Source organism: Pseudoroseomonas cervicalis, assembly GCF_030818485.1.
In the GTDB taxonomy this organism is placed as follows: domain Bacteria; phylum Pseudomonadota; class Alphaproteobacteria; order Acetobacterales; family Acetobacteraceae; genus Pseudoroseomonas; species Pseudoroseomonas cervicalis_A.
This window is the reverse complement of the sequence record NZ_JAUTAJ010000004.1, coordinates 1,711,552-1,736,008: the sequence shown is the minus strand read 5'-3', so window position 1 is coordinate 1,736,008 and position 24,457 is coordinate 1,711,552. Positions and strand designations below refer to the sequence as shown.

General features: G+C 72.0%; 19 protein-coding genes and 1 tRNA gene. 14 read left to right on the top strand and 6 right to left on the bottom strand.

What is annotated here, in order from left to right; translation table 11 throughout:
• The first annotated feature begins 2 nt into the window (after positions 1-2).
• Positions 3-797, top strand: coding sequence for an enoyl-CoA hydratase-related protein (locus tag QE401_RS11975; protein WP_307138427.1), 795 nt, complete (start codon positions 3-5; stop codon positions 795-797).
• Positions 794-2,731: an ATP-binding protein gene (locus QE401_RS11970; protein WP_307138426.1), complete on the top strand. Its 1,938-nt coding sequence runs from the start codon at positions 794-796 to the stop codon at positions 2,729-2,731. Before QE401_RS11975 ends, QE401_RS11970 begins: the two co-directional genes overlap by 4 nt.
• Before the next feature lie 24 nt (positions 2,732-2,755).
• Here the strand turns inward: QE401_RS11970 and QE401_RS11965 are convergent, their stop codons facing one another.
• Positions 2,756-6,238, bottom strand: a complete 3,483-nt coding sequence (locus QE401_RS11965; protein ID WP_307138425.1) for an indolepyruvate ferredoxin oxidoreductase family protein — start codon at positions 6,236-6,238, stop codon at positions 2,756-2,758.
• 291 nt (positions 6,239-6,529) lie between these two features.
• On the opposite strand from QE401_RS11965, the gene QE401_RS11960 reads away from it, so the two are divergent.
• Positions 6,530-8,116 carry an ABC transporter substrate-binding protein gene (locus QE401_RS11960; protein WP_307138424.1) on the top strand — a complete coding sequence of 529 codons (1,587 nt, stop codon included), beginning with the start codon at positions 6,530-6,532 and terminating at the stop codon, positions 8,114-8,116.
• A gap of 299 nt (positions 8,117-8,415) precedes the next feature.
• Here the strand turns inward: QE401_RS11960 and QE401_RS11955 are convergent, their stop codons facing one another.
• On the bottom strand, positions 8,416-8,655 hold the full coding sequence (locus QE401_RS11955) for a YMGG-like glycine zipper-containing protein (protein ID WP_307138423.1): 240 nt from the start codon (positions 8,653-8,655) through the stop codon (positions 8,416-8,418).
• A gap of 205 nt (positions 8,656-8,860) precedes the next feature.
• Here QE401_RS11955 and QE401_RS11950 point away from each other — a divergent pair, with 205 nt between their 5' ends.
• The 6 genes from QE401_RS11950 (at position 8,861) to QE401_RS11925 (ending at position 14,776) form a co-directional block, all read left to right on the top strand.
• Positions 8,861-9,904 carry a rod shape-determining protein gene (locus QE401_RS11950; protein WP_307138422.1) on the top strand — a complete coding sequence of 348 codons (1,044 nt, stop codon included), beginning with the start codon at positions 8,861-8,863 and terminating at the stop codon, positions 9,902-9,904.
• Between the two features lie 39 nt (positions 9,905-9,943).
• The gene (mreC, locus tag QE401_RS11945; RefSeq protein WP_307138421.1) at positions 9,944-10,807 is read left to right on the top strand and encodes a rod shape-determining protein MreC; all 864 of its coding nucleotides are present in this window, start codon (positions 9,944-9,946) and stop codon (positions 10,805-10,807) included.
• Between the two features lie 31 nt (positions 10,808-10,838).
• A complete protein-coding gene (mreD, locus tag QE401_RS11940; protein WP_307138420.1) occupies positions 10,839-11,375 on the top strand; it encodes a rod shape-determining protein MreD in 537 nt (178 codons plus the stop codon).
• 91 nt (positions 11,376-11,466) lie between these two features.
• Complete coding sequence (gene mrdA / locus QE401_RS11935; protein WP_307138419.1) at positions 11,467-13,425, top strand: penicillin-binding protein 2; 1,959 nt, start codon at positions 11,467-11,469, stop codon at positions 13,423-13,425.
• 52 nt (positions 13,426-13,477) lie between these two features.
• Entirely contained in the window at positions 13,478-14,623 is a 1,146-nt protein-coding gene (gene rodA, locus QE401_RS11930; RefSeq protein ID WP_307140233.1) for a rod shape-determining protein RodA, read from the top strand.
• Positions 14,624-14,700: 77 nt separating this feature from the next.
• A tRNA-Lys gene (locus QE401_RS11925) sits at positions 14,701-14,776 on the top strand.
• Positions 14,777-14,908: 132 nt separating this feature from the next.
• Here QE401_RS11925 and QE401_RS11920 read toward each other — a convergent pair.
• The 3 genes from QE401_RS11920 to QE401_RS11910 all read right to left on the bottom strand — a co-directional run bounded on the left by QE401_RS11920 (position 14,909) and on the right by QE401_RS11910 (position 16,019).
• Positions 14,909-15,181, bottom strand: coding sequence for a hypothetical protein (locus tag QE401_RS11920; RefSeq protein WP_307138418.1), 273 nt, complete (start codon positions 15,179-15,181; stop codon positions 14,909-14,911).
• A gap of 99 nt (positions 15,182-15,280) precedes the next feature.
• Positions 15,281-15,730, bottom strand: coding sequence for a DUF2383 domain-containing protein (locus tag QE401_RS11915; protein ID WP_307138417.1), 450 nt, complete (start codon positions 15,728-15,730; stop codon positions 15,281-15,283).
• Between the two features lie 85 nt (positions 15,731-15,815).
• Positions 15,816-16,019 (bottom strand): hypothetical protein, encoded by a 204-nt coding sequence (locus QE401_RS11910; protein WP_307138416.1) that lies wholly within the window; start codon positions 16,017-16,019, stop codon positions 15,816-15,818.
• A gap of 329 nt (positions 16,020-16,348) precedes the next feature.
• Here QE401_RS11910 and QE401_RS11905 point away from each other — a divergent pair, with 329 nt between their 5' ends.
• The 4 genes from QE401_RS11905 to QE401_RS11890 all read left to right on the top strand — a co-directional run bounded on the left by QE401_RS11905 (position 16,349) and on the right by QE401_RS11890 (position 22,483).
• Entirely contained in the window at positions 16,349-17,002 is a 654-nt protein-coding gene (locus QE401_RS11905; protein ID WP_307138415.1) for a carbonic anhydrase, read from the top strand.
• Between the two features lie 157 nt (positions 17,003-17,159).
• Complete coding sequence (locus QE401_RS11900) at positions 17,160-18,671, top strand: OpgD/OpgG family glucan biosynthesis protein (protein ID WP_373461481.1); 1,512 nt, start codon at positions 17,160-17,162, stop codon at positions 18,669-18,671.
• A 1-nt stretch (position 18,672) separates the two neighbouring features.
• Positions 18,673-20,877, top strand: coding sequence for a glucans biosynthesis glucosyltransferase MdoH (mdoH, locus tag QE401_RS11895; protein ID WP_373461434.1), 2,205 nt, complete (start codon positions 18,673-18,675; stop codon positions 20,875-20,877).
• A gap of 88 nt (positions 20,878-20,965) precedes the next feature.
• On the top strand, positions 20,966-22,483 hold the full coding sequence (locus tag QE401_RS11890) for an ATP-binding protein (RefSeq protein WP_307138413.1): 1,518 nt from the start codon (positions 20,966-20,968) through the stop codon (positions 22,481-22,483).
• An 8-nt stretch (positions 22,484-22,491) separates the two neighbouring features.
• Here QE401_RS11890 and QE401_RS11885 read toward each other — a convergent pair whose 3' ends face one another.
• Positions 22,492-22,812: a flagellar basal body rod C-terminal domain-containing protein gene (locus QE401_RS11885; protein ID WP_307138412.1), complete on the bottom strand. Its 321-nt coding sequence runs from the start codon at positions 22,810-22,812 to the stop codon at positions 22,492-22,494.
• Positions 22,813-22,968: 156 nt separating this feature from the next.
• On the opposite strand from QE401_RS11885, the gene QE401_RS11880 reads away from it, so the two are divergent.
• On the top strand, positions 22,969-24,405 hold the full coding sequence (locus tag QE401_RS11880; protein WP_307138411.1) for a M20 family metallopeptidase: 1,437 nt from the start codon (positions 22,969-22,971) through the stop codon (positions 24,403-24,405).
• Positions 24,406-24,457 lie beyond the last annotated feature (52 nt).

The following is a 24,457-nucleotide window of genomic DNA, read 5'->3' as shown; positions in this document are numbered from 1 at the left end:
GCATGACCGCCCTAGTTGAGCGCCGCGAGCCGCATGGCGTGCACCGCCTGACGCTGAACCGCCCCGAGCGCCACAACGCCTTTGACGACGCGCTGATCGCCGAGCTGGAGGCCGCCTTCCACCGCATCGGCCGCGACCCGGAGGTGCGGCTGGTGGTGCTGGATGGCAATGGCGCCAGCTTCTCCGCCGGCGCCGATCTCGACTGGATGCGCCGCGCCGCCACGCAATCCGAAGCGGAGAACGCGGCGGATGCCACAGCCATGGCGCGCATGCTGTATGCGCTGGACCGGCTGCCGCGCCCGACCGTCGCGCTGGTGCAGGGCGCGGCCTATGGCGGCGGTGTCGGCCTCGCCGCCTGCTGCGACATCGCCATCGGCGCGGAGAACGCGCGCTTCTGCCTCAGCGAGGTGAAGCTCGGCCTGACGCCCTCCACCATCAGCCCCTTTGTCATCGCCGCCATCGGTGCCCGCCAGGCGCGCCGCTATTTCCTGACCGCCGAGGTGTTTGGCGCGACGCGCGCGCAGGAGATCGGCCTGCTGCACCAAGTGGTGCCGGAAGCCGAGCTGCAGGCGGCCGGCGCCGAGATGGTGGCGACCCTGCTGCGCAACGCCCCCGGCGCGCAGGCCGACGCCAAGGCGCTGGTGTTTCTCGCCGAGGCCCGCGCGGTGGATGACGCCTATACCGAGGAGACCGGCCGCCGCATCGCCTCCCGCCGCGCCTCGGCCGAGGGGCGGGAGGGCATCGCCGCCTTCCTCAGCCGCCGCAAGCCCGCCTGGGTGCCGGAGCACGGGCCATGATCCGCCGCCTGCTGATCGCCAATCGCGGCGAGATCGCCTGCCGCATCATCGCAACCGCGCGCCGCATGGGCATCGGGACCGTCGCGATCTATTCGGAGGCCGATGCAGGCGCGCGGCACGTGCGCGAGGCCGACCAGGCCCTGCCGATCGGCCCCGCCGCGGCGGCGCAGAGCTATCTGAACATCCCCGCGATCATCGACGCCGCGCAACGCGCCGGCGCCGATGCCGTGCATCCGGGCTATGGTTTCCTGTCGGAGAATGCCGGCTTCGCCCGCGCCTGCGCCGAGGCCGGGCTGGTCTTCCTGGGCCCGCCGCCCGAGGCGATCGCCGCCATGGGCGACAAGGCCCGCGCCAAGGCGCTGATGCAGCAGGCCGGCGTGCCGCTGGTGCCCGGCTATCATGGCGAGGCGCAGGAGGCCGCGCTGCTGGCGCGGGAGGCCGCGCGAATCGGCTGGCCGGTGCTGATCAAGGCCAGCGCCGGCGGCGGCGGCAAGGGCATGAAGCTGGCCGAGCATGCCGCCGGCTTCGCCGAGGCGCTGGCCAGCGCGCAGCGCGAGGCGATGGCCGCCTTCGGTGATTCCCGCGTGCTGCTGGAGCGCTATCTGACCCGGCCTCGGCATATCGAGATGCAGATCTTCGCTGACAGCCACGGCAACATCCTGCATCTGAACGAGCGTGACTGCTCGCTGCAGCGCCGCCACCAGAAGGTGGTGGAGGAAGCGCCCGCCCCGGGCTTGAGCGCCGAACGCCGCGCCGCCATGGGCGAGGCCGCCATCGCCGCCGCCCGCGCGGTGGGCTATGTCGGCGCCGGCACGGTGGAGTTCATCGCCGAGGGCGACGACTTCTTCTTCATGGAGATGAACACCCGCCTGCAGGTCGAGCATCCGGTGACCGAGGCGATCACCGGCCTCGACCTCGTCGAATGGCAGATCCGCGTGGCGCAGGGTGAGACGCTGCCGATCACCCAGGCGCAGGTGCCGCTCTCCGGCCACGCCATCGAGGTCCGCCTCTATGCCGAGGATCCGGCGCGCGACTACCTGCCCTCCATTGGCCCGGTCACCCTGCTGCAATGGCCGCAGGGCGAGGGGGTGCGCGTCGATGCGGGTGTCGCGGAAGGCGATGCGGTGACGCCGCATTACGACCCGATGCTGGCGAAGATCATCGCCTGGGGCCCGGATCGCGGCACGGCGCTGCACCGGCTGCGCGGCGCGCTGGCGGCGACGCGCCTCGGCGGGGTGCGCAGCAATCTCGGCCTGCTGCGCGGCATCGCGGCGCATCCGGGCTTCGCGGCGGCCGAGCTCGACACCGGCTTCATCGCCCGCCACCCCGATTTGCTGGCGCCTGCCGCGCCGCCCCCGGACGCGGCCTGGGCGGCGGCGGCGCTGGCCCTGTGGCAGCGCCAGGCTCCGCTGGTGTCGGAAGACCCGTGGCGCGCCTTGCCGGGCTTCCGCCTGAACGGCCCGGCCGAGGCCGCGCCGCTGCTGCTGCAGGCGGGTGAGGAACAGCGGCGCCTCGCCATCCAGCCCCTGCCCGGCGGCGGGCTGCGGGTGGAGGGCATCCGTGCCGAGCCGGCGGGCGAGGGCGCCATCCGGCTCGATGGCCAGCGCCTGGGCTGGGCCTGCCGCTGGCAGGGCGATGCGCTGGTGCTGGCGCTGGGCGGGGAGGTGGCGAGCTTCCGCGTGCCCGACCCGCTGGCGCCGGCGGGTGGCGAGGCCGCAGGCGACGACACGCTGCGCGCCCCCATCCCCGGCCGTGTCATCCGCCTGCTGGCGGAGCCCGGCCAGAGCGTCGCGCGCGGCGCGCCTCTGCTGGTGCTGGAGGCGATGAAGACCGAGCTCTCCCTGACCGCGCCGCGCGACGGGGTGGTGCAGGCGCTGCCGGTGGCCGAAGGCGCGATGGTCGAGGAAGGCACGCTGCTGGCCCGGCTGGGCTGAACCCGGCCGGGCGGCGGCGGCGCCTCAGGCCGGCACTGGCTCGCGCTTCGTCTCCCAGTCGCGCAGCAGCGCCTCGCGCCGCGCCATGGCCTGCGCCACATGCCGCGCCCGCACCGCGCCATAACCACGGATCAGCCCGGGAATGCCGGCCAGCTGCACCGCCAGCGCATGCCGCTCCGGCGTCAGCTCGCGGCAGATTCGCTCGATCAGCGCCACATGCTCCGCCAGCAGGCGGCGATCCTCGCGCCGCTCCGCCGTGTGGCCGAAGGGGTCGAGCCAGCCGCCGCGCAGCCCCTTGGCCCGCGCCAGCAGCCGGAACACCGGCAGCATCCAGGGGCCGAATGCGCGCTTGCGCGTGCCGAGCAGTGGCGGCGCCAGGTGGAAGATCAGGCGCGGCGCGTCCTCATAGCCCTCGGTCAGCTTCGCCAGGAAGCCAGGGTCGCTGTGCAGCCGCGCCACCTCGTATTCGTCCTTCACCGCCATCAGGGTGAAGAGATGCCGTGCCACCGCCTCGGCGAAGCCGGAGCGGCCCGGGGCGCGCGCCGCCTCGGCCCGCCGCGCCGCCTCGACCAGCGCCGCGTAGCGATCGGCATAGGCCGTGTCCTGATAGGCGACCAACTCGGCGCGGCGCAGCGCGACGATCTCCTCCAGGCTGCTGGCCAGCGCCGGCTTCGGCGCCACCATGGCCTGGACGGAAGCGAGATCGAGCGCCGCCTTGCGCCCCCAGGCGAAGGCCGCCTGGTTCATGGCGACCGCCGCGTCATTGATCTCTATGGCGCGGGAGAGCGAGGCGGGCGAGACCGGCAGCCAGCCGCGCTGGCAGGCATAACCCAGCAGGAACAAATTGGAGGCCAGCGAATCCCCGAACAGGGCGGTGGCCAGCGTCGTGGCCGGCAGGAATTCGCTCTGCGCCGCCTGCGCCAGCCGGTCATGCAGCGCGGCGCCGGGCAGGGAAGGGGGCGCGGTCGCGTCACCCTCCCGCGCCTGGCGGGCGAAGCCGCGCACCGTCTCGCTGGTCGGCGCCAGATCGGCATTGATGGCGGCGCGGCTGCGCCGGGTGGAGAGCCGTGCCAGCGTGTCCGGCAGGCCGGAAACCACAAGATCGCAGCCCAGCAGCAGATCCGCCTCGCCCTCGGCGATGCGCGCGGCGTGCAGCTGCGCCTGGCGCGCGGCGAAGCGCAGATGCGACCAGACCGGCCCGCCCTTCTGCGCCAACCCCGCCATGTCGAGCGCGGTCACCCCCTTGCCCTCCATCGCCGCCGCGGTGCCGAGCAGCGCGCCGATCGTCACCACCCCCGTGCCGCCAATGCCGGCGACCAGGATGCCATAGGGCGTGTCCAACGCGGGCTGCGGCGGCTCCGGCAGGTCGCCGGGGAGCGCCAGGCCGCCGGCCAGCGCCGGCGCGGCGCGCTTCGTGCCGCCCTGCAGCGTGACGAAGCTGGGGCAGAAGCCGTCGCGGCAGGTCATGTCGCGGTTGCAACTCGACTGGTCGATGGCGCGCTTGCGGCCGAACTCGGTCTCCACCGGCACCACGGACAGACAATTGGAGGCGCGGCTGCAATCGCCGCAGCCCTCGCAGACCCGCTCATTGATGACGACACGCTGCGCCGGCTGCGGCATCAGCCCGCGCTTGCGGCGGCGGCGCTTCTCGGTGGCGCAGACCTGGTCATAGATCAGCCCCGTCACCCCGCGGATTTCTTTCAGTTCGCGCTGGACGCTGTCCAGCGCGGCGCGGGGGTGCAGTGTCACGCCTGCGGGCCAACGCGTGCCGGCATGGCGTGCCGGGTCCTCGGCCAGGATGGCGATGCGCGACACGCCCTCGGCCCGCAGCTGCGCCACGATCTGCGGGATGGTGAAGCCGCTTTCCGCCTTCTGCCCGCCGGTCATGGCGACGGCGTCGTTGAACAGGATCTTGTAGGTGATGGGCACATGGGCGGCGACCGCCTGCCGCACCGCCAGCACGCCCGAATGGGTGTAGGTGCCATCGCCCAGATTGGCGAAGACATGCGGCATGTCGGTAAACGGCGCCATGCCGATCCAGGCCACGCCCTCGCCGCCCATCTGGCTGAAGGTGCGGGTCTGCTCCGGGTTCAGCCACAGCGCCATGTAGTGGCAGCCGATGCCGGCCAGGGCCAGGCTGCCCTCCGGCACCTTGGTGGACGAGCTGTGCGGGCAGCCGCTGCAATAATGCGGCGGGCGCAGCGCCAGCGGCAGGGCGGGGCGCGCGGCCGCTTCCAGCGCCGCGGCGCGGGCGGCGATCGCGTCATCGGCGTGGAAACGCGCCAGGCGGCGGGCGATGACGCGGGCGATCAGCGCGGGCGACAGCTCCCCCGCCGCCGGCAGCTGCCAGTCATGCACCGGCAGATCCCATTCGCCCTGGTCGTCATACTTGCCGATGACGCGCGGCCGCACATCCTCGCGCCAATTGTAGAGCTGTTCCTTCAGCTGGTACTCGATCAGCTGGCGCTTCTCCTCGACGACGAGGATTTCTTCCAGCCCCTCGGCGAAATGCCGCGTGCCCTCGGCATCCAGCGGCCAGGGCATGCCGACCTTGAACAGCCGCAGGCCGAGCGACGCCGCCTTCGCGTCGTCGATGCCCAGCATCTCCAGCGCCTGGCGCACATCCAGCCAGGATTTGCCGGTGCTGGCGATGCCGAAGCGCGCGCGCGGGCTGTCCAGCACCACGCGGTTCAGCCCGTTCAGCCGCGCATAGGCCATGGCGGCATAGGCCTTGTAGCGCTGCAGCCGGTATTCCTGCGCCATCGGCGTGTCCGGCCAGCGGATGTTCAGCCCGTCCGGCGGCAGATCCAGATCGGCGGGGAAGCGCGGCGCGATGGCGTTCGGATCCAGCGTGATGGCGGCGGAGCTTTCCACCGTGTCCGACACCGCCTTCAGCGCCACCCACAGACCCGCGAAGCGCGACATCGCCCAGCCATGCAGACCGAACTCCACGATCTCCTGCACCGTCGCCGGGTTCAGCACCGGGATCATGCTGGCGGCGAAGACATGGTCGCTCTGATGCGGCAGGGTGGACGACTTGGCGCCATGGTCGTCGCCCACCACCGCCAGCACGCCGCCGAAGGGGGCGGTGCCGGCGGCATTGGCGTGCTTGAACACGTCGATGCTGCGATCCGCCCCCGGCCCCTTGCCATACCACAGCGCGAAGACGCCCTGGTGCCGGGCGCCCGGGAACAGGCCGAGCTGCTGCGTGCCCCAGATTGCGGTGGCGGCCAGATCCTCGTTCAGCCCAGGCTGGAACCGGATTCTTTCCTGTTCCAGTGCCGGGCGCAGCTTCCACAAGGCCTGGTCCAGCCCGCCCAGCGGCGAGCCGCGATAGCCCGAGACGAAGCCCGCCGTGTCGAGCCCCGCCGCCGCGTCGCGCGCCCGCTGCAGCAGCGGCAGCCGGGCCAGCGCCTGCAGCCCGGTCAGGTAGTGGCGCGCGCCGGGCCGCGCGGCCTCCGGCAGGCCGGAAGGGGAGAGGGGGTGAGCGGCCGCGGCGTCGAGCATCGTTGGACCTTCCCTGCCTGCCATGCGTGCGGCATGGCCGGGAGGATGGGAGGGCCGCGCAGGGGGCGGCGCTCTCCTCCTCCCTGTGTCGTTGCGGAAAGCCTAGGCGGGCAGCGGCGGAAACGGCTTCCGAAGCAGTGCAGCATTGTGCCGCTTTCCGGCAGGATCTTTTGCCGACATCGCTGTGCGATACGGCCAAGTTCCGTGGTAACGCCGATTGCCAGAAGCCCTCTCCCGGGGCCAGGATGCGCGCCGGGAAGAAGAGCCGGTCCCTGTCACGAGGAGATCGACATGCTGCGTCGCCAAGTTCTGCAGGGCCTGGGCGCCGGTGCCGCCATGACCACCATGGCGCCGTCGCTGCTGCGCGCCCAATCCGCCACCACGCTGCGCTTCATCCCGCAGCTCGACCTCGCCTATCTCGACCCGGTGTTCTCCACCGCCTATGTCACCCGCAACCACGGTTATCTGGTGTTCGACACGCTCTATGGCGTGGACACCGGTTTCAACGTCCATCCGCAGATGGTGGCCGGGCATGTGGTGGAGCAGGACGGGCTGCTCTGGAACCTGACGCTGCGCGACGGCCTGGTCTGGCATGATGGGGAGCGGGTGCTGGCGCGGGATTGCGTCGCCTCGATCCGCCGCTATGCGAAGCGCGACCCCTTCGGCGAGGCGCTGATGGCCGCGACCGAGGAGCTCTCCGCCCCCGATGACCGCACCATCCGCTTCCGGCTGAAGCAGCCCTTCCCGCTGCTGCCGATGGCGCTGGGCAAGCCTGGCTCGCCCATGCCGGCGATGATGCCGGCCCGGCTGGCGGAGACCGACCCGTTCCGCCAGGTCACCGAGATGGTGGGCTCCGGCCCGTTCCGCTATCTCGCCGATGAGCGGGTGCCCGGCGCCCGCAACGCCTATGCGCGGTTCGAGCGTTACCAGCCGCGCCCGGATGGGACGCCCAACTGGACCTCCGGCCCGAAGCGGGTGCATTTCGACCGCGTGGTCTGGACCACCCAGCCGGATGCCGGCACCGCCGCCAGCGCCATGCTGGCCGGCGAGCAGGACTGGATGGAATACGCCTATCACGACGTGCTGCCGCTGCTGCGGCGCAGCCGGCAGATCCGCGTCTCGGTGCCCGACCCGACCGGCTTCGTCACCATGCTGCGGATCAACCACCTGCAGCCGCCCTTCGACAAGCCGGCGGTGCGCCGCGCCCTGTTCGGCGCGCTGGACCAGTCCGCCTTCATGGAGGCGATCGTCGGCAGCGACAGCAGCATGTACCGCACGCCGCTGGGCTATTTCACCCCCGACACGCCGATGGCGACGCAGGAGGGGCTGGGCTTCCTGCAGGGCGAGCGCGACTACGGCAAGGTGAAGCGCGAGCTGGCCGCCGCCGGCTACCAGGGGGAGAAGGTGGTGCTGCTGGTGCCGGCGGATTCCGTGGGGCTGAAGGCGCAGGGCGACGTCGCCGCCGACATGATGCGCCAGGCCGGCATGAATGTGGATTATCTGGCGACGGATTGGGGTACATTGTTGGCGCGCCGCAACCGCAAGGACCCGCCGGAGCAGGGTGGCTGGAGCGCCTTCGTCAGCTCCTGGTCCGGGGCGGACTGGCTGAACCCGGCCGTGCATCTGGCGCTGCGCGGCAATGGCACCGCCTATCCCGGCTGGTCGCAGAGCCCGCGCACCGAGGCGCTGCGCCAGCAATGGTTCGCCGCCCCCGACCTGGCCGCCCAGCAGGCCATCTGCCGGGAGATCCAGAAGGTCAGCCTGGAAGAGGTGCCCTACTACCCGCTCGGCAACTACATCCAGCCCACCGCGCACCGGACCAATGTGACGGACCTGCTGGGCGGCTTCGCCACCTTTTGGAACATCCGCCCCGCCTGATTTTTTCGGGCTGCCGCCGTCTGGCGGAGAAGCGGGACGCTTTTCTTTCGGGCTGCCGCCGTCCGGTTGTGAAGCGGGACGCGGCAGGCAGGCGGGGCGCCACTGGGCAGGGAGCGGGCTGCTCCCCTGGGCCGGAGCGCCCCGGCGGGGTGGGGCGCCCCTCGTCCCGGCCCTGACCGGCAGCCGACAAAAAAACCGCTGCACCCTGGCAGGGTGCAGCGGCTCTTGTCGGGCCGGGCCGGAGAGGAGGGCCTCAGATAAAGCGCCTCCCGTCCCGGCCCTGACCGGCAGCTGACAGATTAACGCCAGGCGGGGCGGCCGAGATTGACCTGGTTGGGGCTGGTCACGGCGCCGCCCAGGGCACCAGCGGCGCCGCCGATCAGGGCGCCGGCGCCGGCATTGCCGGAGAGCGAGCCGACCGCGGCACCCGCGCCGGCGCCCAGCAGGCCGCCGGAGGCGGCGCGGTCACCGGTCGAGTAGCCGCAGGCGCCCAGGCCGATGCTCGCCAGGGCCAGGAGGGCAAGGGTGGATTTGCGCATGGGTGGGTTCCTCGGTTCAGGGCCTCGTATGCACCGGAAACGCGGCAGGAGGGGCCGGGTTGCGGTGCTGTAAGCCGATTGCCGCTTGAGCCAGCGGCCAGGGGATTGTAAGCCACGGCGCCCTTCGGTTGCAGGCTCGAACCCGGCTTTTTTTGCCTGGGCGCCGGTGGGGCGCCTGGCTGATTGACCTTGGAAGGTTCGCTGCATGTTCTCTCGCCTGTTCGGCTTCCTTTCCGCCGACATGGCCATCGACCTCGGCACGGCCAACACGCTGGTCTATGTCAAGGGTCGGGGCATCGTGCTGAACGAGCCCTCGGTCGTCGCCATCGCCGATATCCGGGGCCGCAAGCAGGTGCTGGCCGTGGGTGACGAGGCCAAGCAGATGCTGGGCCGCACCCCCGGCAACATCGCCGCCATCCGGCCGCTGCGCGACGGCGTCATCGCCGATTTCGAGGTGGCGGAGGAGATGATCAAGCATTTCATCCGCAAGGTGCACAACCGGCGCAGCTTCGCCTCGCCGATGATCATCGTCTGCGTGCCCTCGGGCTCCACCGCCGTGGAGCGCCGCGCCATCCAGGAGAGCGCCGAGAGCGCCGGCGCCCGCAAGGTGCTGCTGATCGAGGAGCCGATGGCGGCCGCGATCGGCGCCGGCCTGCCGGTGACCGAGCCCTCGGGCAGCATGATCGTCGATATCGGCGGCGGCACGACGGAAGTGGCGGTGATCAGCCTGGGCGGCATCGTCTATGCGCGCTCGGTCCGCGTCGGCGGCGACAAGCTGGACGAGGCGATCATCAGCTACATCCGCCGGCAGTTCAACCTGCTGATCGGCGAGAGCACGGCCGAGCGGATCAAGATGGAGATCGGCGCCGCCGCCTTCCCGGATTACGGGGAGGAGGGGCCGATGACCGAGGTCAAGGGCCGCGACCTGATGAATGGCGTGCCGCGCGAGGTGGTGGTGAGCCAGCGCCAGATCGCCGAGGCGATCGCCGAGCCGGTGAGCCAGATCGTCGAGGCGGTCAAGGTCGCGCTGGAGAACACGCCGCCCGAGCTCGCCGCCGACATCGTCGACAAGGGAATCGTGCTGACCGGCGGCGGCGCCCTGCTGCAGCGGCTGGACCAGGTGCTGCGCGAAGCGACAGGCCTGCCCGTTTCCGTGGCAGAGGACGCGCTGGCCTGCGTGGCCCTGGGCACGGGCCGGGCCCTTGATGAGATGAAGCGGCTTCGCCACGTTCTTTCCTCCATGTATTAATGGGGCGGGCCCGGGCGAGTCCGGGCCGCTGGAGGCTGCGTGATCCGTCTCAGCATCCCGTTGCGCCAGGCGCTGTCGCGTCTGACGATGCCCGTGCTCATCGCCGCGGCCTTCGGCACTATGCTGCTGGGCAAGGCGGATACGGTGCTGGTGGAGCGTGGCCGCATGGCGCTGGCGGACACGCTGGCGCCGATCTACGCCGTGCTGTCCGAGCCGGTGGGCGCGCTGCGCGAGGCGGTGCAGGAGCTGCGCTTCCTGGCCGCGATGCGCGAGGAGAATGCCCGGCTGCGCGAGGAGAATGAGCGGCTGCATCGCTGGCAGGCCGCCGCCCTGGCGCTGGAGACGGAGAATGCGCTGCTGCGCCGGCAGCTCGGCTACATGCCGGAGGCGCCGGCCAGCTTCCACACCGCCAAGGTGGTGGCCGATGCCGGCGGCACCTATGCGCGCGCCGTGCTGCTCTCGGTGCAGCCCGGCATCACCCTGCGCAAGGGCCAGGTGGCGCTGGACGAGCGCGGGCTCGCCGGCCGCGTCACCGAGGTGGGCGGCCGCTCCGCCCGCGTTCTGCTGGTGACCGACATGAACAGCCGCATCCCGGTGGTGCTGGAGGGCAGCCGCTCGCGCGCCATCCTGGCCGGCACCAATGGCCAGCGGCCGCGGCTGCAGCACTGGCCCGAGGGCTCGCCGCCGCAGGATGGCGAGCGGGTGGTGACCAGCGCCGAGGCGGGCGTGTTCCCGGCCGGCCTGCCGGTCGGCGTGGTGCGCTGGACCGAGGGCGGCACGCCCGAGGTCGAGCTGTTCGCCCGGTTGGACCGGCTGGACCTGCTGCGCATCTTCGATTTCGGCCTCTCCGGCATCCTGCCGCCCGAGGCGGTGGCGCGGCCGGAGCCGCGCCCGCGGCGCTGAGCCGCGCGGCCGCGGGAAGGGAGAGGCAGGGATGGCGAGGGGGCGGCCGCAACCGGCGGCGGGGCTGCTGCGCCGGCTGGACGGCCTGGCCCGCGCGGCCTTCCCGGCGGTCAGCACGGCGCTGCTGATGGTGCTGACCTCGACACCGGTGGGCCTGCCCTCGGCGCTGCCGGCGGTGGCGCTGGGCTGCGTCTTCTTCTGGTCGGTGTTCCGCCCGGCGGCGATGTCGCCGCCCCTCTGCTTCGGCATGGGGCTGTTGCAGGATCTGCTGGGCTTTGCGCCGCTCGGCATCGGTATCCTGACGCTGCTGCTGGTGCATGGCCTGGCGCTGCGCATCCGGCGTTTCCTGGCGCGGCAATCCTTCCTGGTGGTATGGCTGGTCTTCACCGGCTTCGCCGCCGGCACGGCCGCCCTGGGCTTCGCGCTGCAGGCGGTGCTGAATCTGCGGCTGCCGCCGGCGGCGCCGGCGCTGGTGCAATTCGCCCTCAGCGCCGGTTTCTACCCGGCCATCGCCGCGCTGCTGACCCGGCTGCACCGGGCCATGTGGCGGGCGGAGGGGATCGGCTGAAGCGGCGGCCGGCGGGCCGGGGCGTGGCGCAGGCGGGGTGGCCGGGAAAAATCCCCGGCCGGGATCGGGACAGACGGGGGACGGGGCTTCGATGAGCAAGCGGGAGGAGGAGCGCCGCCGCGGCGTGTTCACCCGCCGGGCCCTGCTGCTGGGGGCCGGGCAGCTCGGCCTGTTCGGCTTCCTCGGCTACCGGCTGCGCAAGCTGACGGTGGAGGAGGGCGAGCGCTACGCCACCATGGCGGAGGAGAACCGCGTCTCCACCCGCCTGATCGCGCCGCCGCGCGGCCGGGTGACCGACCGCGAGAGCCGCGTCATCGCCGCCAACGACCTCAACTGGCGCGTGCTGCTGACCGCCGAGCAGACCCAGGATGTCGGCGCCACGCTGGAGACCCTGTCGCGCCTGCTGCCGCTCTCCGAGGCCGAGCGCGCCCGCATCGAGCGCGAGGTGCGCCGCCGCCGCCGCTTCGTCCCCGTGGTGGTGCGCGAATTCCTCTCCTGGGAGGAGATGGCGAAGATCGAGGTCAACGCGCCCGACCTGCCGGGCATCAGCGTCGATGTCGGCACCACCCGCTTCTACCCCTATACCGAGCATCTGGCGCATGTGGTGGGCTATGTCGCCCCCCCCGCCGAGAGCGACATCGATGGCGACCCGCTGCTGGCGCTGCCCGGCATCCGCGTCGGCCGCTCCGGCATCGAGCGGCACCATGACCGGCTGCTGCGCGGCCGCGCCGGCACGGTGCAGATGGAGGTCAACGCGGTCGGCCGCGTCATCCGCGAGCTGGACCGGCGCGAGGGCGTGCGCGGCCAGGATGTGCAGATCTCGATCGATGCCGAGCTGCAGAAGGCGGTGCGCGGCCGCATCGAGGAGGGCACCAGCGTCGTCGTGCTGGATGCCCGCAATGGCGAGGTGCTGGCCATGGCCAGCCAGCCCAGCTTCGACCCCAATCTGTTCAGCTCCGGCATCTCGGCGGCGCAGTGGCGGGAATGGACCCGCAGCCGCTCCACCCCGCTGATCAACAAGACCACCAACGGGCTCTACGCGCCCGGCTCCACCTTCAAGATGGTGGTCGGGCTGGCGGCGCTGGAGGCCAAGGTGGTGGGCCCCGGCGACCGCATCTTCTGCCCCGGCCATTACGATCTGGGCGACAGCCGCTTCCATTGCTGGAACCGCTATGGCCACGGCAATCTGGACCTGCGCGGCGCGCTGAAGAATTCCTGCGACGTCTATTTCTACGAGGTCGCCAAGCGCATGGGCATCGACCGCATCGCGGCGATGGCCAAGCGCCTCGGCCTCGGCGTCGATCTCGATATCGAGCTGCCGGGCACCAAGGCCGGCTTCGTGCCGACCCGCGAATGGCGCACCAGCCAGGGCAAGCCCTGGAACCTGGGCGACACGGTGGTGCATGGCATCGGCCAGGGTTTTTATCAGTTAACGCCGCTGTCGCTGGCCACCATGACGGCGCGGCTGGCGACCGGCCGCGCCGTGCAGCCGCATCTGACCCATGCGGTGGGCGGCCGCCCGGTGCGCGGCGTGAAGCCGGAGGACTGGCCGAGCCTCGGCCTGCCGGAGCGCGACCTGCGGCTGATCCGCGAATCCATGTGGGCGGTGGTGAATGAGGAGGGGGGCACGGCGCGGGTCGCGCGGCTGCCCGGCAATCTCGGCGCCATGGCCGGCAAGACCGGCACCACCCAGGTGCGGCGCGTCTCGCGCGAGCAGCGCGAGCGCGGCTTCCGGGTGGAGAGCCTGCCGCGCGAATGGCGGCCGCACGCGCTGTTCGTGGCCTTCGCCCCCTATGACAACCCGCAATACGCCATCTCGGTGGTGGTGGAGCACGGCACCAGCGGCTCCGGCGCCGCAGCACCCCTGGCGCGCGACATCATGGTCGAGGTGATGAACCGGCTGCGCCCGCAGGCCAGCCCGCCCGCCGCGCCGCCGCCCGCCGCCCCGCCCGCCCGCACCACCGAGGCGCCGGGCCGCGCCGCCCAGCTGGCCGAGGCGCGGGACGCGACCACCCCCGCCCGCCCGGCCGAGCCGCCGCCGCGGCGCTGAGCCGGCGCGCCATGCCCCTTCTTCCCCGCCTGTCCCGGAAATGCCGCCCATGATGGTGTTCGAGCGCCGCCTGCTGACCCGCGACCGCGGCGCCGGCGTGCTGGAGAAGCTGTGGCTGATCCCCTGGAGCTTCGTGCTGCTGCTCTGCGCCGTCGCGGCGGCGGGCTATATCGCCCTGTATTCGGCTGGCGGCGGCGCGCCGGAGCCCTATGCCAGCCGCCACGCGCTGCGCTTCGGCTTCTGCGTGGTGATGATGCTCTCCATCGCCATGGTCGATGTGCGGGTGATCGCCAAGCTGTCCTGGCTGGGCTGGCTGATCGGGCTCGGGCTGCTGGTGCTGGTGGCGCTGCATGGCCAGGTGGGCAAGGGGGCGCAGCGCTGGATCGAGATCGGCCCGATCCAGCTGCAGCCCTCCGAGCTGATGAAGATCATGCTGGTGCTGGCGCTCGCCCACTGGTTCCACCGGGCGAGCTGGGAGCGGGTCGGCAACCCGCTCTTCCTGATCCCGCCCATCCTGGCCACCCTGGTGCCGGTCGGGCTGATCCTGAAGCAGCCCAATCTGGGCACCGGGCTGATCACCCTGATGGTGGGCGGCGCGGTGTTCTGGGCCGCCGGGGTGCGCTGGTGGAAATTCGCCATCCTGATCGGCGCCGCCGCCGGCATCGCGCCGATCGCCTATGAGAAGCTGCATGACTACCAGCGCGCCCGCATCCAGACCTTCCTGGACCCGGAGAGCGACCCGCTGGGGGCGGGCTACAACATCATCCAGTCGAAGATCGCCCTCGGCTCGGGCGGGCTGTGGGGCAAAGGCTTCCTGCAGGGCACCCAGGGCCATCTGAACTTCCTGCCGGAGAAGCAGACCGACTTCATCTTCACCATGATCTCGGAGGAGTTCGGCCTGGTCGGCGCGCTGGTGGTGCTGGCGCTGCTGGCGCTGGTGGTCTGCTTCGCGCTCCTGGTGGCGCTGCGCTGCCGGCACCAGTTCGGCCGGCTGGTGGCGATCGGCCTCGGGGTGAATTTCTTCCTGTATGTCTTCGTCAACATCGCCATGGTCACCGGCAGCATCCCGGTGGGCGGCGTGCCGCTGCCGCTGATCAGCCATGGTGGCTCGGCCATGCTGACCACCATGCTGGGCTTCGGCCTGCTGCTCTCGGTCTGGGTGCACAGAAATGCAGAATTTAGTGCCACCCGTGATTAAAGGGGGTTGCAATCCCCGCCGGAGCCGGTAAAAGCCCCCCTCACGGAAGCGACGGTAACCACCGCTTCTTCCCGGTGGGGCGCATAGCTCAGTTGGTAGAGCAGCTGACTCTTAATCAGCGGGTCCTAGGTTCGAGCCCTAGTGCGCCCACCACTTCCCCCTCTTCAAGAAATTCTTGAACAACGCATCAAGCCAGGCGGAAACGCCGGTGCTTCGGTGCGTTTTGTCATGTCCGGAACGGGGCAGGGCAGGGACGGGATGGCGCCCTGGCGCCACGGGGCGCGGTCAGTCGATCAGCGCCGCGCCGGTCAGCAGGTCCCAGGCGGCGGCGGCGCAGAGCGCGTCGCGCTTGGCCAGCGCCAGCGAATTGTATTCGCGCTCGGCCTGGCCATCGAATTCCAGCGTGTAGGGATGCGCACGGCCGACATGCAGCCGGATGCGGATGGGATATCCGCTCAGGCAGAGCGTCAGATCGGGCAGCTTGGGGATCCAGACCGGGCGGAAGGGCCCGGTGGTAGGACCCGGAGGCGTGCCGCGCGGGGGGGATTTCTGCGTCACGCCGGCAGCAGAGCAGCTTTCGCCCGCGGGATGCAAGGCGCGTCTGCGTGAGAACGAAAACGGGCCGGCGTCGCCGCCGGCCCTGCCTCCGCCGGCCGCTCAGGCGGCGCGCGAGGTCTCGTCCATCCAGGCGCGGTGGCGGCGCTCGTCATGCAGCGCCTGCTCGAAGATGCGCCGCGCCTCCGCCGGCACCTCCTGGTGCTGCGAGGCCCGCTCATAGGCGGTGACGGTGTCCTCCTCATTGGAGCGCATCGCCTGCAGCGTGGCGCTGTCGCCCATGATACTGGCCAGCGCCACCTTGCCGGTGGTCAGCAGCTGCTTGGCGTCGCCCTCGGTCGGCGCCTCGGTGCCCAGGCTGTCGGCCAGCCGGGTCAGCTCCATCACATGCCGGTCGTGGTCCGCCTTGAAGCTGGCGACCTGCTGCTTGTAGGCGGGGTTGTCCAGCCGCGCGATCGTCTGGTCATAGGCGGCGATCGCGTCATGCTCCAGCAGCAGCAGGTTGCGCACCAGCTTGGGGAAGCTGCTCTCGGTGCCGACGGTGGTGACCATGCTCGTCTCCTTGACTGTGGCGGCGCCGACGGGCGGCGCGGACATGCAAGGAACCGGGCGGGCGGGCGGGCGTTCCCGCCGGCCTTCAGGCGCTGCGGCGCTGCGGCGCGATGCGGCTTTCGATCAGCGCCGCCTGCACGCGGCGGCGCATCTCCGCCACACCCGGAAACACCTCGCCCTCCGCCCCGCGCGCGGCGGGGTCGGTGGCAAGGAAGCGCCAGCCGCCCTCCTGGGCGATGGCGATGCCGACGAAACGGCCGTCGATTTCGACGGGCCGGGATCTGATCATGACACGGTCCTGGTCAGGGTCGGAGGGCCCGGCGGCCCTCCGCGGAAAGAGAGAAGGTCGGGCCTGCGCCCTGGCGCCGCCGGCCGGGTCGCGGCCGAAGGGGGCGCCGGGCAGGCCGGATGCCGGCCGCCCCTTTGGCGGGCAAGCGGCCCCCGATGCAATGGAAATCCCCGCGAACGTCCCGCCGCCAGCGCATGCATCCCATGCGGCGCCTTGTCACGCTCAGGCTGCAACCCGCCGCCTTGCGCAACGGCCGGGGCAGGCTGCACGGCCAAGCCCCTGTCCAAACCGGTCCCGTCCCCCTACATCGCGCGCCGAGGGAGACATCGATGACCGACCCGACCGATTCTGGCGCCGCCCCCCTGGACGACCTCTTCGCCGGCTATCGCCGCTTCCGCGAGGAGGTCTGGCCGGAGCGCCGCCGCCTGTTCCAGACCCTGGCGCGCGACGGGCAGAGCCCGAAGGCGCTGGTGATCTCCTGCTCCGACAGCCGCGTCGATCCGGGCATGGTGTTCAACGCCGCCCCGGGCGAGCTGTTCATCGTGCGCAACGTTGCCAATCTGGTGCCGCCTTACAAGCCGGATGGCGACTATCACGGCACCAGCGCGGCGCTGGAATTCGCCGTCTGCGTGCTGCAGGTGCCGCGCATCATCGTGCTCGGCCACGCCATGTGCGGCGGCGTGCAGGCGCTGCTGCGCGGCTTCCCGCCCGGTGCGCAGGATTTCGTCGAGCCCTGGATGACCGGCATCGCCGCCGAGGCGCGCCGGCGCACGCTGGAATGCGTCGCGGTCGATTCCGAGGCGGCGCAGGCCACCTGCGAGCTGGAGACGGTGAAGCTGTCGCTGCGCAACCTGATGACCTTCCCCTGGGTCGCCAGCCGCGTCGCCGATGGCACGCTGACGCTGCATGGCGGCTCCTTCGACATCCGCAGCGGCGTGCTGTCACGTCTTGCGGAGGATGGCAGCTTCGTCGCCGTCGGCTGAGGAACGGCCCTGTTCAGGGCCGGTTTTTGCCGTATTTGCCTCCCCCTTCTTGAAGCGCCAGCACGAGCGCGGCAGGCCCTGGCAACCGTTGGGCCGCTGCTGCGTTCGCTGGTCGCCGCCTGAGGGGGAGTAGCCTGCCGTGAAACGCCGCGATGCCATGCTCGCAGCCTTGTCGTTGTCCACCGTCTTCCTGGCGGAGGAGACGGCGCACATGTCCGAGGCCCGCGCCGCCGGGCCGGAGGAAAGCCCCTTTGATTCCGGCACGGTGCGCGAAATGGCGCGCGGCATGGCGCAGCAGGCCTACAAGCCGCCGCCGGAGAGCCTGCCGCGCGCGCTCGCTGACCTGACCTACGACCAGTATCGCGACATCCGCTACCGCCCGAACCAGGCGCTGTGGCGGCCGGAAGGCCTGCCCTTCCAGATGCAGCTCTTCCATCGCGGCTTCCTCTACAAGCCGCGCATCGACATGTACGAGGTCGCCGGCGGCGTCGCCCGGCCGATCCGCTACAACACCGAGATGTTCGACTTCCAGAACATGGAGCGCCCGGCGCAGGAGGATATGGGCTTCGCCGGCTTCCGCCTGCACGGCCCGATCAACCGCAACGACTATTATGACGAGATCTGCGCCTTCCTCGGCGCCAGCTATTTCCGCGCGGTGGCGCGCGGGCAGATCTACGGCCTCTCGGCGCGCGGCCTGGCGATCGGCACGGCCGATCCGAAGGGCGAAGAGTTCCCGCTCTTCCGCGCCTTCTGGATCGAGCGCCCGCGCGAGGGGGTGAACTACATCACCGTGCACGCGCTGCTCGACAGCCCCTCCTGCACCGCCGCCTTCCGCTTCGGCATCCGCCCCGGCCGCACCACGGTGTTCGACGTCGAATCCACCGTCTTCCCGCGCACCGACATGACCACCATCGGCATCGCGCCGCTGACCAGCATGTTCTGGTTCTCGCCCCTGAACCGCACCGGCCGCGACGATTGGCGCCCGGCGGTGCATGACAGCGACGGGCTGCTGATGTTCACCGGCCGCGGCGAGCGCATCTGGCGCCCGCTGAACAATCCGCGCGACCTGCAGGTCTCGGTCTTCGGCGACGTCAATCCGCGCGGCTTCGGCCTGATGCAGCGCCGCCGCGACTTCGCGGCCTATGAGGATCTCGAGGCCCGCTACGAGAAGCGCCCGAGCCTCTGGGTCGAGCCGATCGGCGATTGGGGCGAGGGCGGGGTGCAGCTGGTCGAGATCCCGACCCAGGGCGAGATCCATGACAACATCGTCGCCTTCTGGCGGCCGAAGGATCCGCTGAAGGCGCGCGGCGAGTACCGCTACACCTTCCGCCTGCACTGGTGCGACGAGGCGCCGGGCAATCCCGAGCTCGGCCGCGTCATGACCAGCGCGTCCGGCGCCTCCTGGACCCAGGGCGGGCGGCTCTTCGTCATCGACGCCATGGGCGGGGAGCTCGAGAACCTGCCGGCCGATGCGAAGCCCGAGCTGAATGTCAGCGCCAGCCGCGGCGAGGTGCGCAACGCGGTCGCGCAGCGCAACCCGGAAAGCGGCGGCTGGCGCATCAGCTTCGACCTGTTCCCCGGCGATGCGCGCGAGGTCGAGCTGCGCGCCGAGATGAAGGTGAATGGCCAGCCCGTGGCCGAGACCATGCTCTATCGCTGGACCGCCTGACATGAGCGGACAGCCTCAGGCTGACGCGCCGGACGCCGCCCTGGCGCCCGGCGCGGCGGCCATGCCGCTGCCCGCGGGTGCCGCGGAGGCGCATCTGCCGCCCGAGGCGCCGCTGGACATGCCGGTGCAGTCGCTGCGGGCCCGCCCCGCGCGGCGGCAGGGCGGCATACCGTCCCGCCCCGGCGGGCTGTGGCTGCGCCGGCTGCTGGTGATCGGCGGCGCCATCCTGCTCACCGCCTTCGCCGCGCGCGAGATGTGGCTGGTGCTGAACAGCGGCCGGCCGACGCCGCTGCAGGCCTTCGTGCTGGTGCTGTTCGTCGTGCTCTTCGCCTGGATCGCGCTGTCCTTCACCAGCGCGGTCTGCGGCTTCATCCGCCTGCTGCTGGGGCCGGACCGGCGGCTGGGCATCGCGCCCGACGGGCCGGCGCCCTTGCCCTCGGCGCGCACCGCCCTGCTGATGCCCTGCTACAATGAGGACCCGGCGCGCATCATGGCCGCGCTGCAGGCGATGCATGAGGAGCTGGCGGCGGCCGGCGCGCTGGACCGCTTCGACATCTTCATCCTCAGCGACACCACCCAGCCCGAGGCCTGGATCGCCGAGGAGGCGGCCTATCTGGCCCTGCGCGAGCGTGTCACGGCGCAGCTCGGCCAGGCGCCGCGCATCTTCTACCGCAGGCGGGCCAAGAATATCGAGCGCAAGGCCGGCAACATCGCCGACTGGGTGCGGCGCTGGGGGGCGGCCTATCCGCAGATGCTGGTGCTGGATGCCGACAGCGTCATGGAATCCGACATCATCCTGCGCCTGGCGGACGCCATGGCGCGGCACCCGGATGTCGGGCTGATCCAGACCCTGCCGATCATCGCCGGCGGCAACACGCTCTTCGCGCGGATGCAGCAATTCGCCGGCCGCGTCTACGGCCCGCTGATCGCCGAGGGCATCGCCTGGTGGCACGGCACGGAAGGCAATTACTGGGGCCACAACGCGATCATCCGCACCGAGGCCTTTGCGAGTGCCGCCGGCCTGCCGGAGCTTTCCGGCCGCAAGCCCTTTGGCGGCCACATCCTCAGCCATGATTTCGTCGAGGCCGCGCTGCTGCGCCGCGCCGGCTGGGCGGTGCACATGGTGCCCTGGCTGCGCGGCAGCTATGAGGAAAGCCCGCCCTCGCTGATGGACCTCGCCATCCGCGACCGGCGCTGGTGCCAGGGCAATCTGCAGCACGCCGCGGTGCTGCCGTCGCGCGGCCTGCACTGGGTCAGCCGGCTGCATCTGCTGACCGGCATCGGCAGCTACATCACCGCGCCGATCTGGCTGATCTTCCTCGGCGCCGGCGTGCTGATGGCGATCCAGGCGCGCTTCATCCGCCCGGAATACTTCCCCGCCGGCCCCACCCTGTTCCCGGCCTGGCCGGTGGTCGACCCGGTGCGCGCCATGTGGGTGTTCATCGGCACCATGGCGCTGCTGCTGGCGCCGAAGCTGATGGCCTGGTTCGCCATGCTGTTCCATGCCCGCGACCGGCGCGGCAGCGGCGGCGCCATCCGCGCCTTCCTCTCCATGCTGGTGGAGACGCTGGTGGCCGGGCTGCTGGCGCCGGTCACCATGCTGACCCAGTCGGTCGATGTCGGCGCCATCCTGATGGGCCGCGATTCCGGCTGGAACGCGCAGAAGCGCGACGATGGCAGCGTGCCCTTCGGCCAGGTGGCGCGGCTCTACTGGAAGCACACCGTCTTCGGCCTGGTCTTCGGCGGCGCCGCCTGGCTGGTCTCGCCGTATCTGGCGCTGTGGATGTCGCCGGTGGTGCTGGGCCTGGCGCTCTCCATCCCGCTGGCGGCGCTGACGGCGCGGCGCTCGATCGGCGTCGGGCTGCGCCGCCTCGGCCTGCTGCTGATCCCGGAGGAGCGCGCGGTGCCGCCGGCGCTCGCCCGCGCCCGCGCCCTGCAGGCCGAGCTGGCGGCGCTGCCGCCCATCGGCATCGCCGAGCTGCTGCGCGACGACGCCCTGCTGCGCGAGCATCGCGCCATGCTGCCGCCGCCGCGCCGCCCGCGCCAGGACCCGTTCGACGCGGCGCTGCTGGTGGGGCTGGCCAAGCTCGGCGAGGCGGCGAGCCTGGAGGAGGCGCTGTCCGGCCTGACCCGGCCGGAACTCGCCGCGGCGCTGGCCGATGCCGGCGGCGTCGACCGGCTGGCGGCGCTGGCCCGCGCCGCCTGACGCTTCCGGCCCGCCCTGCCCAGGGGCGGGCCGGCTTCCGCCCGGGGCGCGGCCATGCCATGCAGGCTTCTCCCTGACCGGCAGCCCCATGCGCGACCTGTTCCAGCTCGACCTTCCCGCCCAGCCCCACGCCATCGCCGTGGCCCGCGCCGCCGCCGGCAGCCTGGCCGAGGCGCTGTCCCTGCCCGAGGCCAAGCGCGACCGGCTGGAGCTGGCGGTGGAGGAGGCGGTGTCGAACGCCGTGCACCACGCCTATCCGCCCGGCCATGAAGCGGGCCGGCTGCGGGTCGAGGCGGCGGCGGAGGCCGGCGCCCTGGTGCTGCGGGTGCAGGATTGGGGCCTGCCCTACCAGCCCGCCACCCCGGCCCCGGGCGAGGCAAGGGAGGGCGCGGGGGAGGGGGGTGGCCTCGGCCTGCTGCTGGCCTTCCGCATGGCGGACGAGGCCAGCTATCGCCCCCTGGGGCGGGAGGGGAAGCGCTTCGAGTTCCGCTTCCGCCTGCCCGCCGCCGCGCCGCTGCCACCGCCGCCCGAACTGGCCGAGCCCGCCGCGCCGCCGCGCCGCAACCGCGCCCCCGTCACCGTGCGCCGCTTCCGCCCGCAGGACGCGCCCGGCATCGCCCGCTGCGCCTGGCTGGCCTATGGCTATACCCGCCCGGATGACGGGCTCTACGATGTCGAGGGGCTGGTCCGCCGCAACGCCGAGGGCGAGATGGCCAGCATCGTGGCGGTGGCCGGGGATGGCCACATCGTCGGCCATATCTGCTTCGACTTCTCCGGCAACCGGCAGGTGCCGGAGGCCACCGACGCGGTGGTGCCGCCGGATTGGCGCGGCCATCCGGTGCTGCTGGCCCAGATGCTGGATTTCGGCCAGGCCGAGGCCGAGGCGATGGGCTGCCGCGGCTGGCTGGTGCATGCGGTGAGCGCCCACACCGTCTCGCAGCGCGGCGCGCTGCGCTATGGCGCGGTGCCGGTCAATGTGCATCTGGCCTCGGTCAGCACCGACTGGGCGATCGATGAGAGCCTGGCCGGCAGCGGCGCCCGGCAATCCGAGGTGGCGCTGTATCGCGGCTTCCGCCCCGGCGCGCCGCGCCGCCTGCACGCCCCGCCGCGCCATCGCGCCCTGCTGGAGGGGCTCTACGCCGCGCTCGCCGAGCCGGTGACCTTCGCCGAGGCCGCGCCGCCCGCGCCGCAGGGCCGCACCCGGCTGCATGTCTCGCAAGAATACGCGCAATGGGGGCATGTGGTGCTGGAGGTCGAGGCCTATGGCGCCGACGCCATCGAGGCGGTGGCGGGCTTCCTGCGCGGCTTCTGCCTGCAGGGGGCGGCGACCGTGCTGCTGGAACTGCCGCTGGCCGACCCGGCGACGGCGGCGCTGGCCGAGGGCTTCGAGGGGCTGGGCTTCAGCCTTTGCGGCATCCTGCCGCATGCGGGGGAGGCGGATGCCGATCTGCTGCTCTACCAGTACCTGAACAATGTGGTGCCGGAGACCGCCAGCGAGCGCATCGCCGGCGCCTGCCGTCCGCTCTACGACTATGTCCTGGCCGAGCGCCGGCGCGTCGACCTCGCGGTGTTCGGCGCGCATCCGGAGGCGGCGCCGCGGCCCTGAGCCGCGCCTCAGCCCATCGTGTCGAGCAGGCGCTGGCTCATCTGCTCGACGCTGCGCAGCACGGCCAGATTGGCCTCGAAGCCGCGCTGCGCCGCGATCAGCGCCACCTGCTGCGCCGCCGGATCCTCCGCCGCGCCGCCCTGGGCCGCGAGGCCCGGCATGCGGTCGGGCGGCGGCGCCAGGCCGGCGCCGGGATCGCCCTCCAGCCCGGTGCCCTGGCGCGCCACCGCCCCGGCGGTAGCGGAGAGCGATTGCTCCGCCCGCCGGGCTCCGCCCAGCGCCTGCAACGCGGCGGAGGCCAGCCCGCCCGAGACCGAGGAGATCGTCATGGTCCCGTTCTACGCGACAAGCGCTGCCAAAAGGTAAAACGCCGGACCGGAAAAACCGCCCCGCGCGCCGCTGCCGCAACGGTCCGGCCCCTGGCCTCGACAAGCGGCGCCGCCGGTCGCAGGCTGGCCGCCCCGCGCAGCCCCGAGGAGGTCCCGATGTCGAGCGCCCGGCAGAATTCCGAACAGATCTGGCAGATGGTCGAGGCGCATCAGGAGGACCTGATCGGCCTGTCCGACCGCGTCTGGGAGATGCCCGAGCTGGCCTATGCCGAGCGCCGCTCCTGCGCCGAGCACAAGGCGATGCTGGAGCAGAAGGGCTTCCGCATCACCGAGAACCTGGCCGGCATCCCGACCGCCATCATGGGCGAGGCGGGCGAGGACGGCCCGGTCATCGCCATCCTCGGCGAGTATGACGCGCTGCCCGGGCTGAGCCAGGAGGCCGGTGTCGCCGAGCACCGCCCGCTGCCGGGCGATGGCGCCGGCCATGGCTGCGGCCACAACCTGCTGGGCGCCGGTGCGCTGCTGGCGGCCACCGCGGTGAAGGACTGGCTGGCCGCCAACGGGGTGAAGGGGCGCGTGCGCTACTATGGCTGCCCGGCCGAGGAGGGCGGCGCCGCCAAGGCCTTCATGGTGCGCGAGGGCTGCTTCGACGATGTCGACCTGGCGATCTCCTGGCACCCGGCGCCCTTCGCCGCGGTGAACGAGGCGAAGTCGCTGGCCAATACCCGCATCGACTTCACCTTCACCGGCCGCTCCAGCCACGCCGCGGCGGCGCCGCATCTCGGCCGCTCGGCGCTGGACGCGATCGAGCTGATGAATGTCGGCGTCAACTACATGCGCGAGCACATGCCGAGCGATGCGCGCATCCACTACGCCTATCTGGATGCCGGCGGCATCGCGCCCAACGTCGTGCAGGGCAAGGCGACGGTGCGCTACCTGATCCGCTCCAACGACCTGCCCGGGCTGCAGGCCCTCGTCACCCGCGTGCGCAAGATCGCCGATGGCGCGGCGCTGATGACCGAGACCAGCGTCGCCACCAATGTCGTGTCCGCGGTGTCCAACCTGCTGGGCAATTTGCCGCTGGAGAAGGCGATGCAGGCCAATCTGGAGCGCCTGGGCCCGCCGCCCTTCGACGATGCCGACCGCGCCTTCGCCGCCGAGATCCAGAAGACCCTGACCGATGAGGACATCGCCAGCGCCTTCAAGCGGATGGGCGTGCCGGTGCGCAAGGGCGTGCCGCTGGCCGATGAGATCATCCCGCTGGAGGCCAAGGGCGCGGCCATGGTGGGCTCGACCGATGTCGGCGACGTCTCCTGGGCGGTGCCGACGGTGCAGGCGCGCGGCGCCACCTATGCCATCGGCACGCCGGGCCATTCCTGGCAGCTGACGGCGCAGGGCCAGTCGCCGCTGGCGCATAAGGGCATGGTGCATGTGGCCAAGGTGATGGCGGGCGTCGCGGTGGACGCGCTGCGCGACCCCTCGCTGGTCGAGGCCGCCCGCGCCGACCACAAGGCGCGCACCGACGCCCACCCCTATGTCTGCCCGCTGCCGGCGGAGCTCAAGCCGCCGATCAAGATGGCCGAGAAGGTCTGAGGCAGGGCAGGGGGCGCTGCCCCCTGCACCCCCGCCGGGGGGATAGGATCCC

Bases quoted from the DNA above. Each gene is read 5' to 3' on its own strand.
- rodA (WP_307140233.1), top strand. From the start codon at position 13,478: ATGGTGTTCGAGCGCCGCCTGCTGACCCGCGACCGCGGCGCCGGCGTG.
- QE401_RS11885 (WP_307138412.1), bottom strand. From the start codon at position 22,812: ATGACGATCTCCTCGGTCTCGGGCGGGCTGGCCTCCGCCGCGTTGCAG.
- QE401_RS11915 (WP_307138417.1), bottom strand. From the start codon at position 15,730: ATGGTCACCACCGTCGGCACCGAGAGCAGCTTCCCCAAGCTGGTGCGC.
- QE401_RS11890 (WP_307138413.1), top strand. From the start codon at position 20,966: ATGCGCGACCTGTTCCAGCTCGACCTTCCCGCCCAGCCCCACGCCATC.
- QE401_RS11965 (WP_307138425.1), bottom strand. From the start codon at position 6,238: ATGCTCGACGCCGCGGCCGCTCACCCCCTCTCCCCTTCCGGCCTGCCG.
- mrdA (WP_307138419.1), top strand. From the start codon at position 11,467: ATGAGCAAGCGGGAGGAGGAGCGCCGCCGCGGCGTGTTCACCCGCCGG.
- mreD (WP_307138420.1), top strand. From the start codon at position 10,839: ATGGCGAGGGGGCGGCCGCAACCGGCGGCGGGGCTGCTGCGCCGGCTG.
- QE401_RS11950 (WP_307138422.1), top strand. From the start codon at position 8,861: ATGTTCTCTCGCCTGTTCGGCTTCCTTTCCGCCGACATGGCCATCGAC.
- QE401_RS11975 (WP_307138427.1), top strand. From the start codon at position 3: ATGACCGCCCTAGTTGAGCGCCGCGAGCCGCATGGCGTGCACCGCCTG.
- QE401_RS11880 (WP_307138411.1), top strand. From the start codon at position 22,969: ATGTCGAGCGCCCGGCAGAATTCCGAACAGATCTGGCAGATGGTCGAG.
- QE401_RS11960 (WP_307138424.1), top strand. From the start codon at position 6,530: ATGCTGCGTCGCCAAGTTCTGCAGGGCCTGGGCGCCGGTGCCGCCATG.
- QE401_RS11910 (WP_307138416.1), bottom strand. From the start codon at position 16,019: ATGATCAGATCCCGGCCCGTCGAAATCGACGGCCGTTTCGTCGGCATC.
- QE401_RS11955 (WP_307138423.1), bottom strand. From the start codon at position 8,655: ATGCGCAAATCCACCCTTGCCCTCCTGGCCCTGGCGAGCATCGGCCTG.
- QE401_RS11970 (WP_307138426.1), top strand. From the start codon at position 794: ATGATCCGCCGCCTGCTGATCGCCAATCGCGGCGAGATCGCCTGCCGC.
- QE401_RS11900 (WP_373461481.1), top strand. From the start codon at position 17,160: ATGCTCGCAGCCTTGTCGTTGTCCACCGTCTTCCTGGCGGAGGAGACG.
- QE401_RS11905 (WP_307138415.1), top strand. From the start codon at position 16,349: ATGACCGACCCGACCGATTCTGGCGCCGCCCCCCTGGACGACCTCTTC.
- mdoH (WP_373461434.1), top strand. From the start codon at position 18,673: ATGAGCGGACAGCCTCAGGCTGACGCGCCGGACGCCGCCCTGGCGCCC.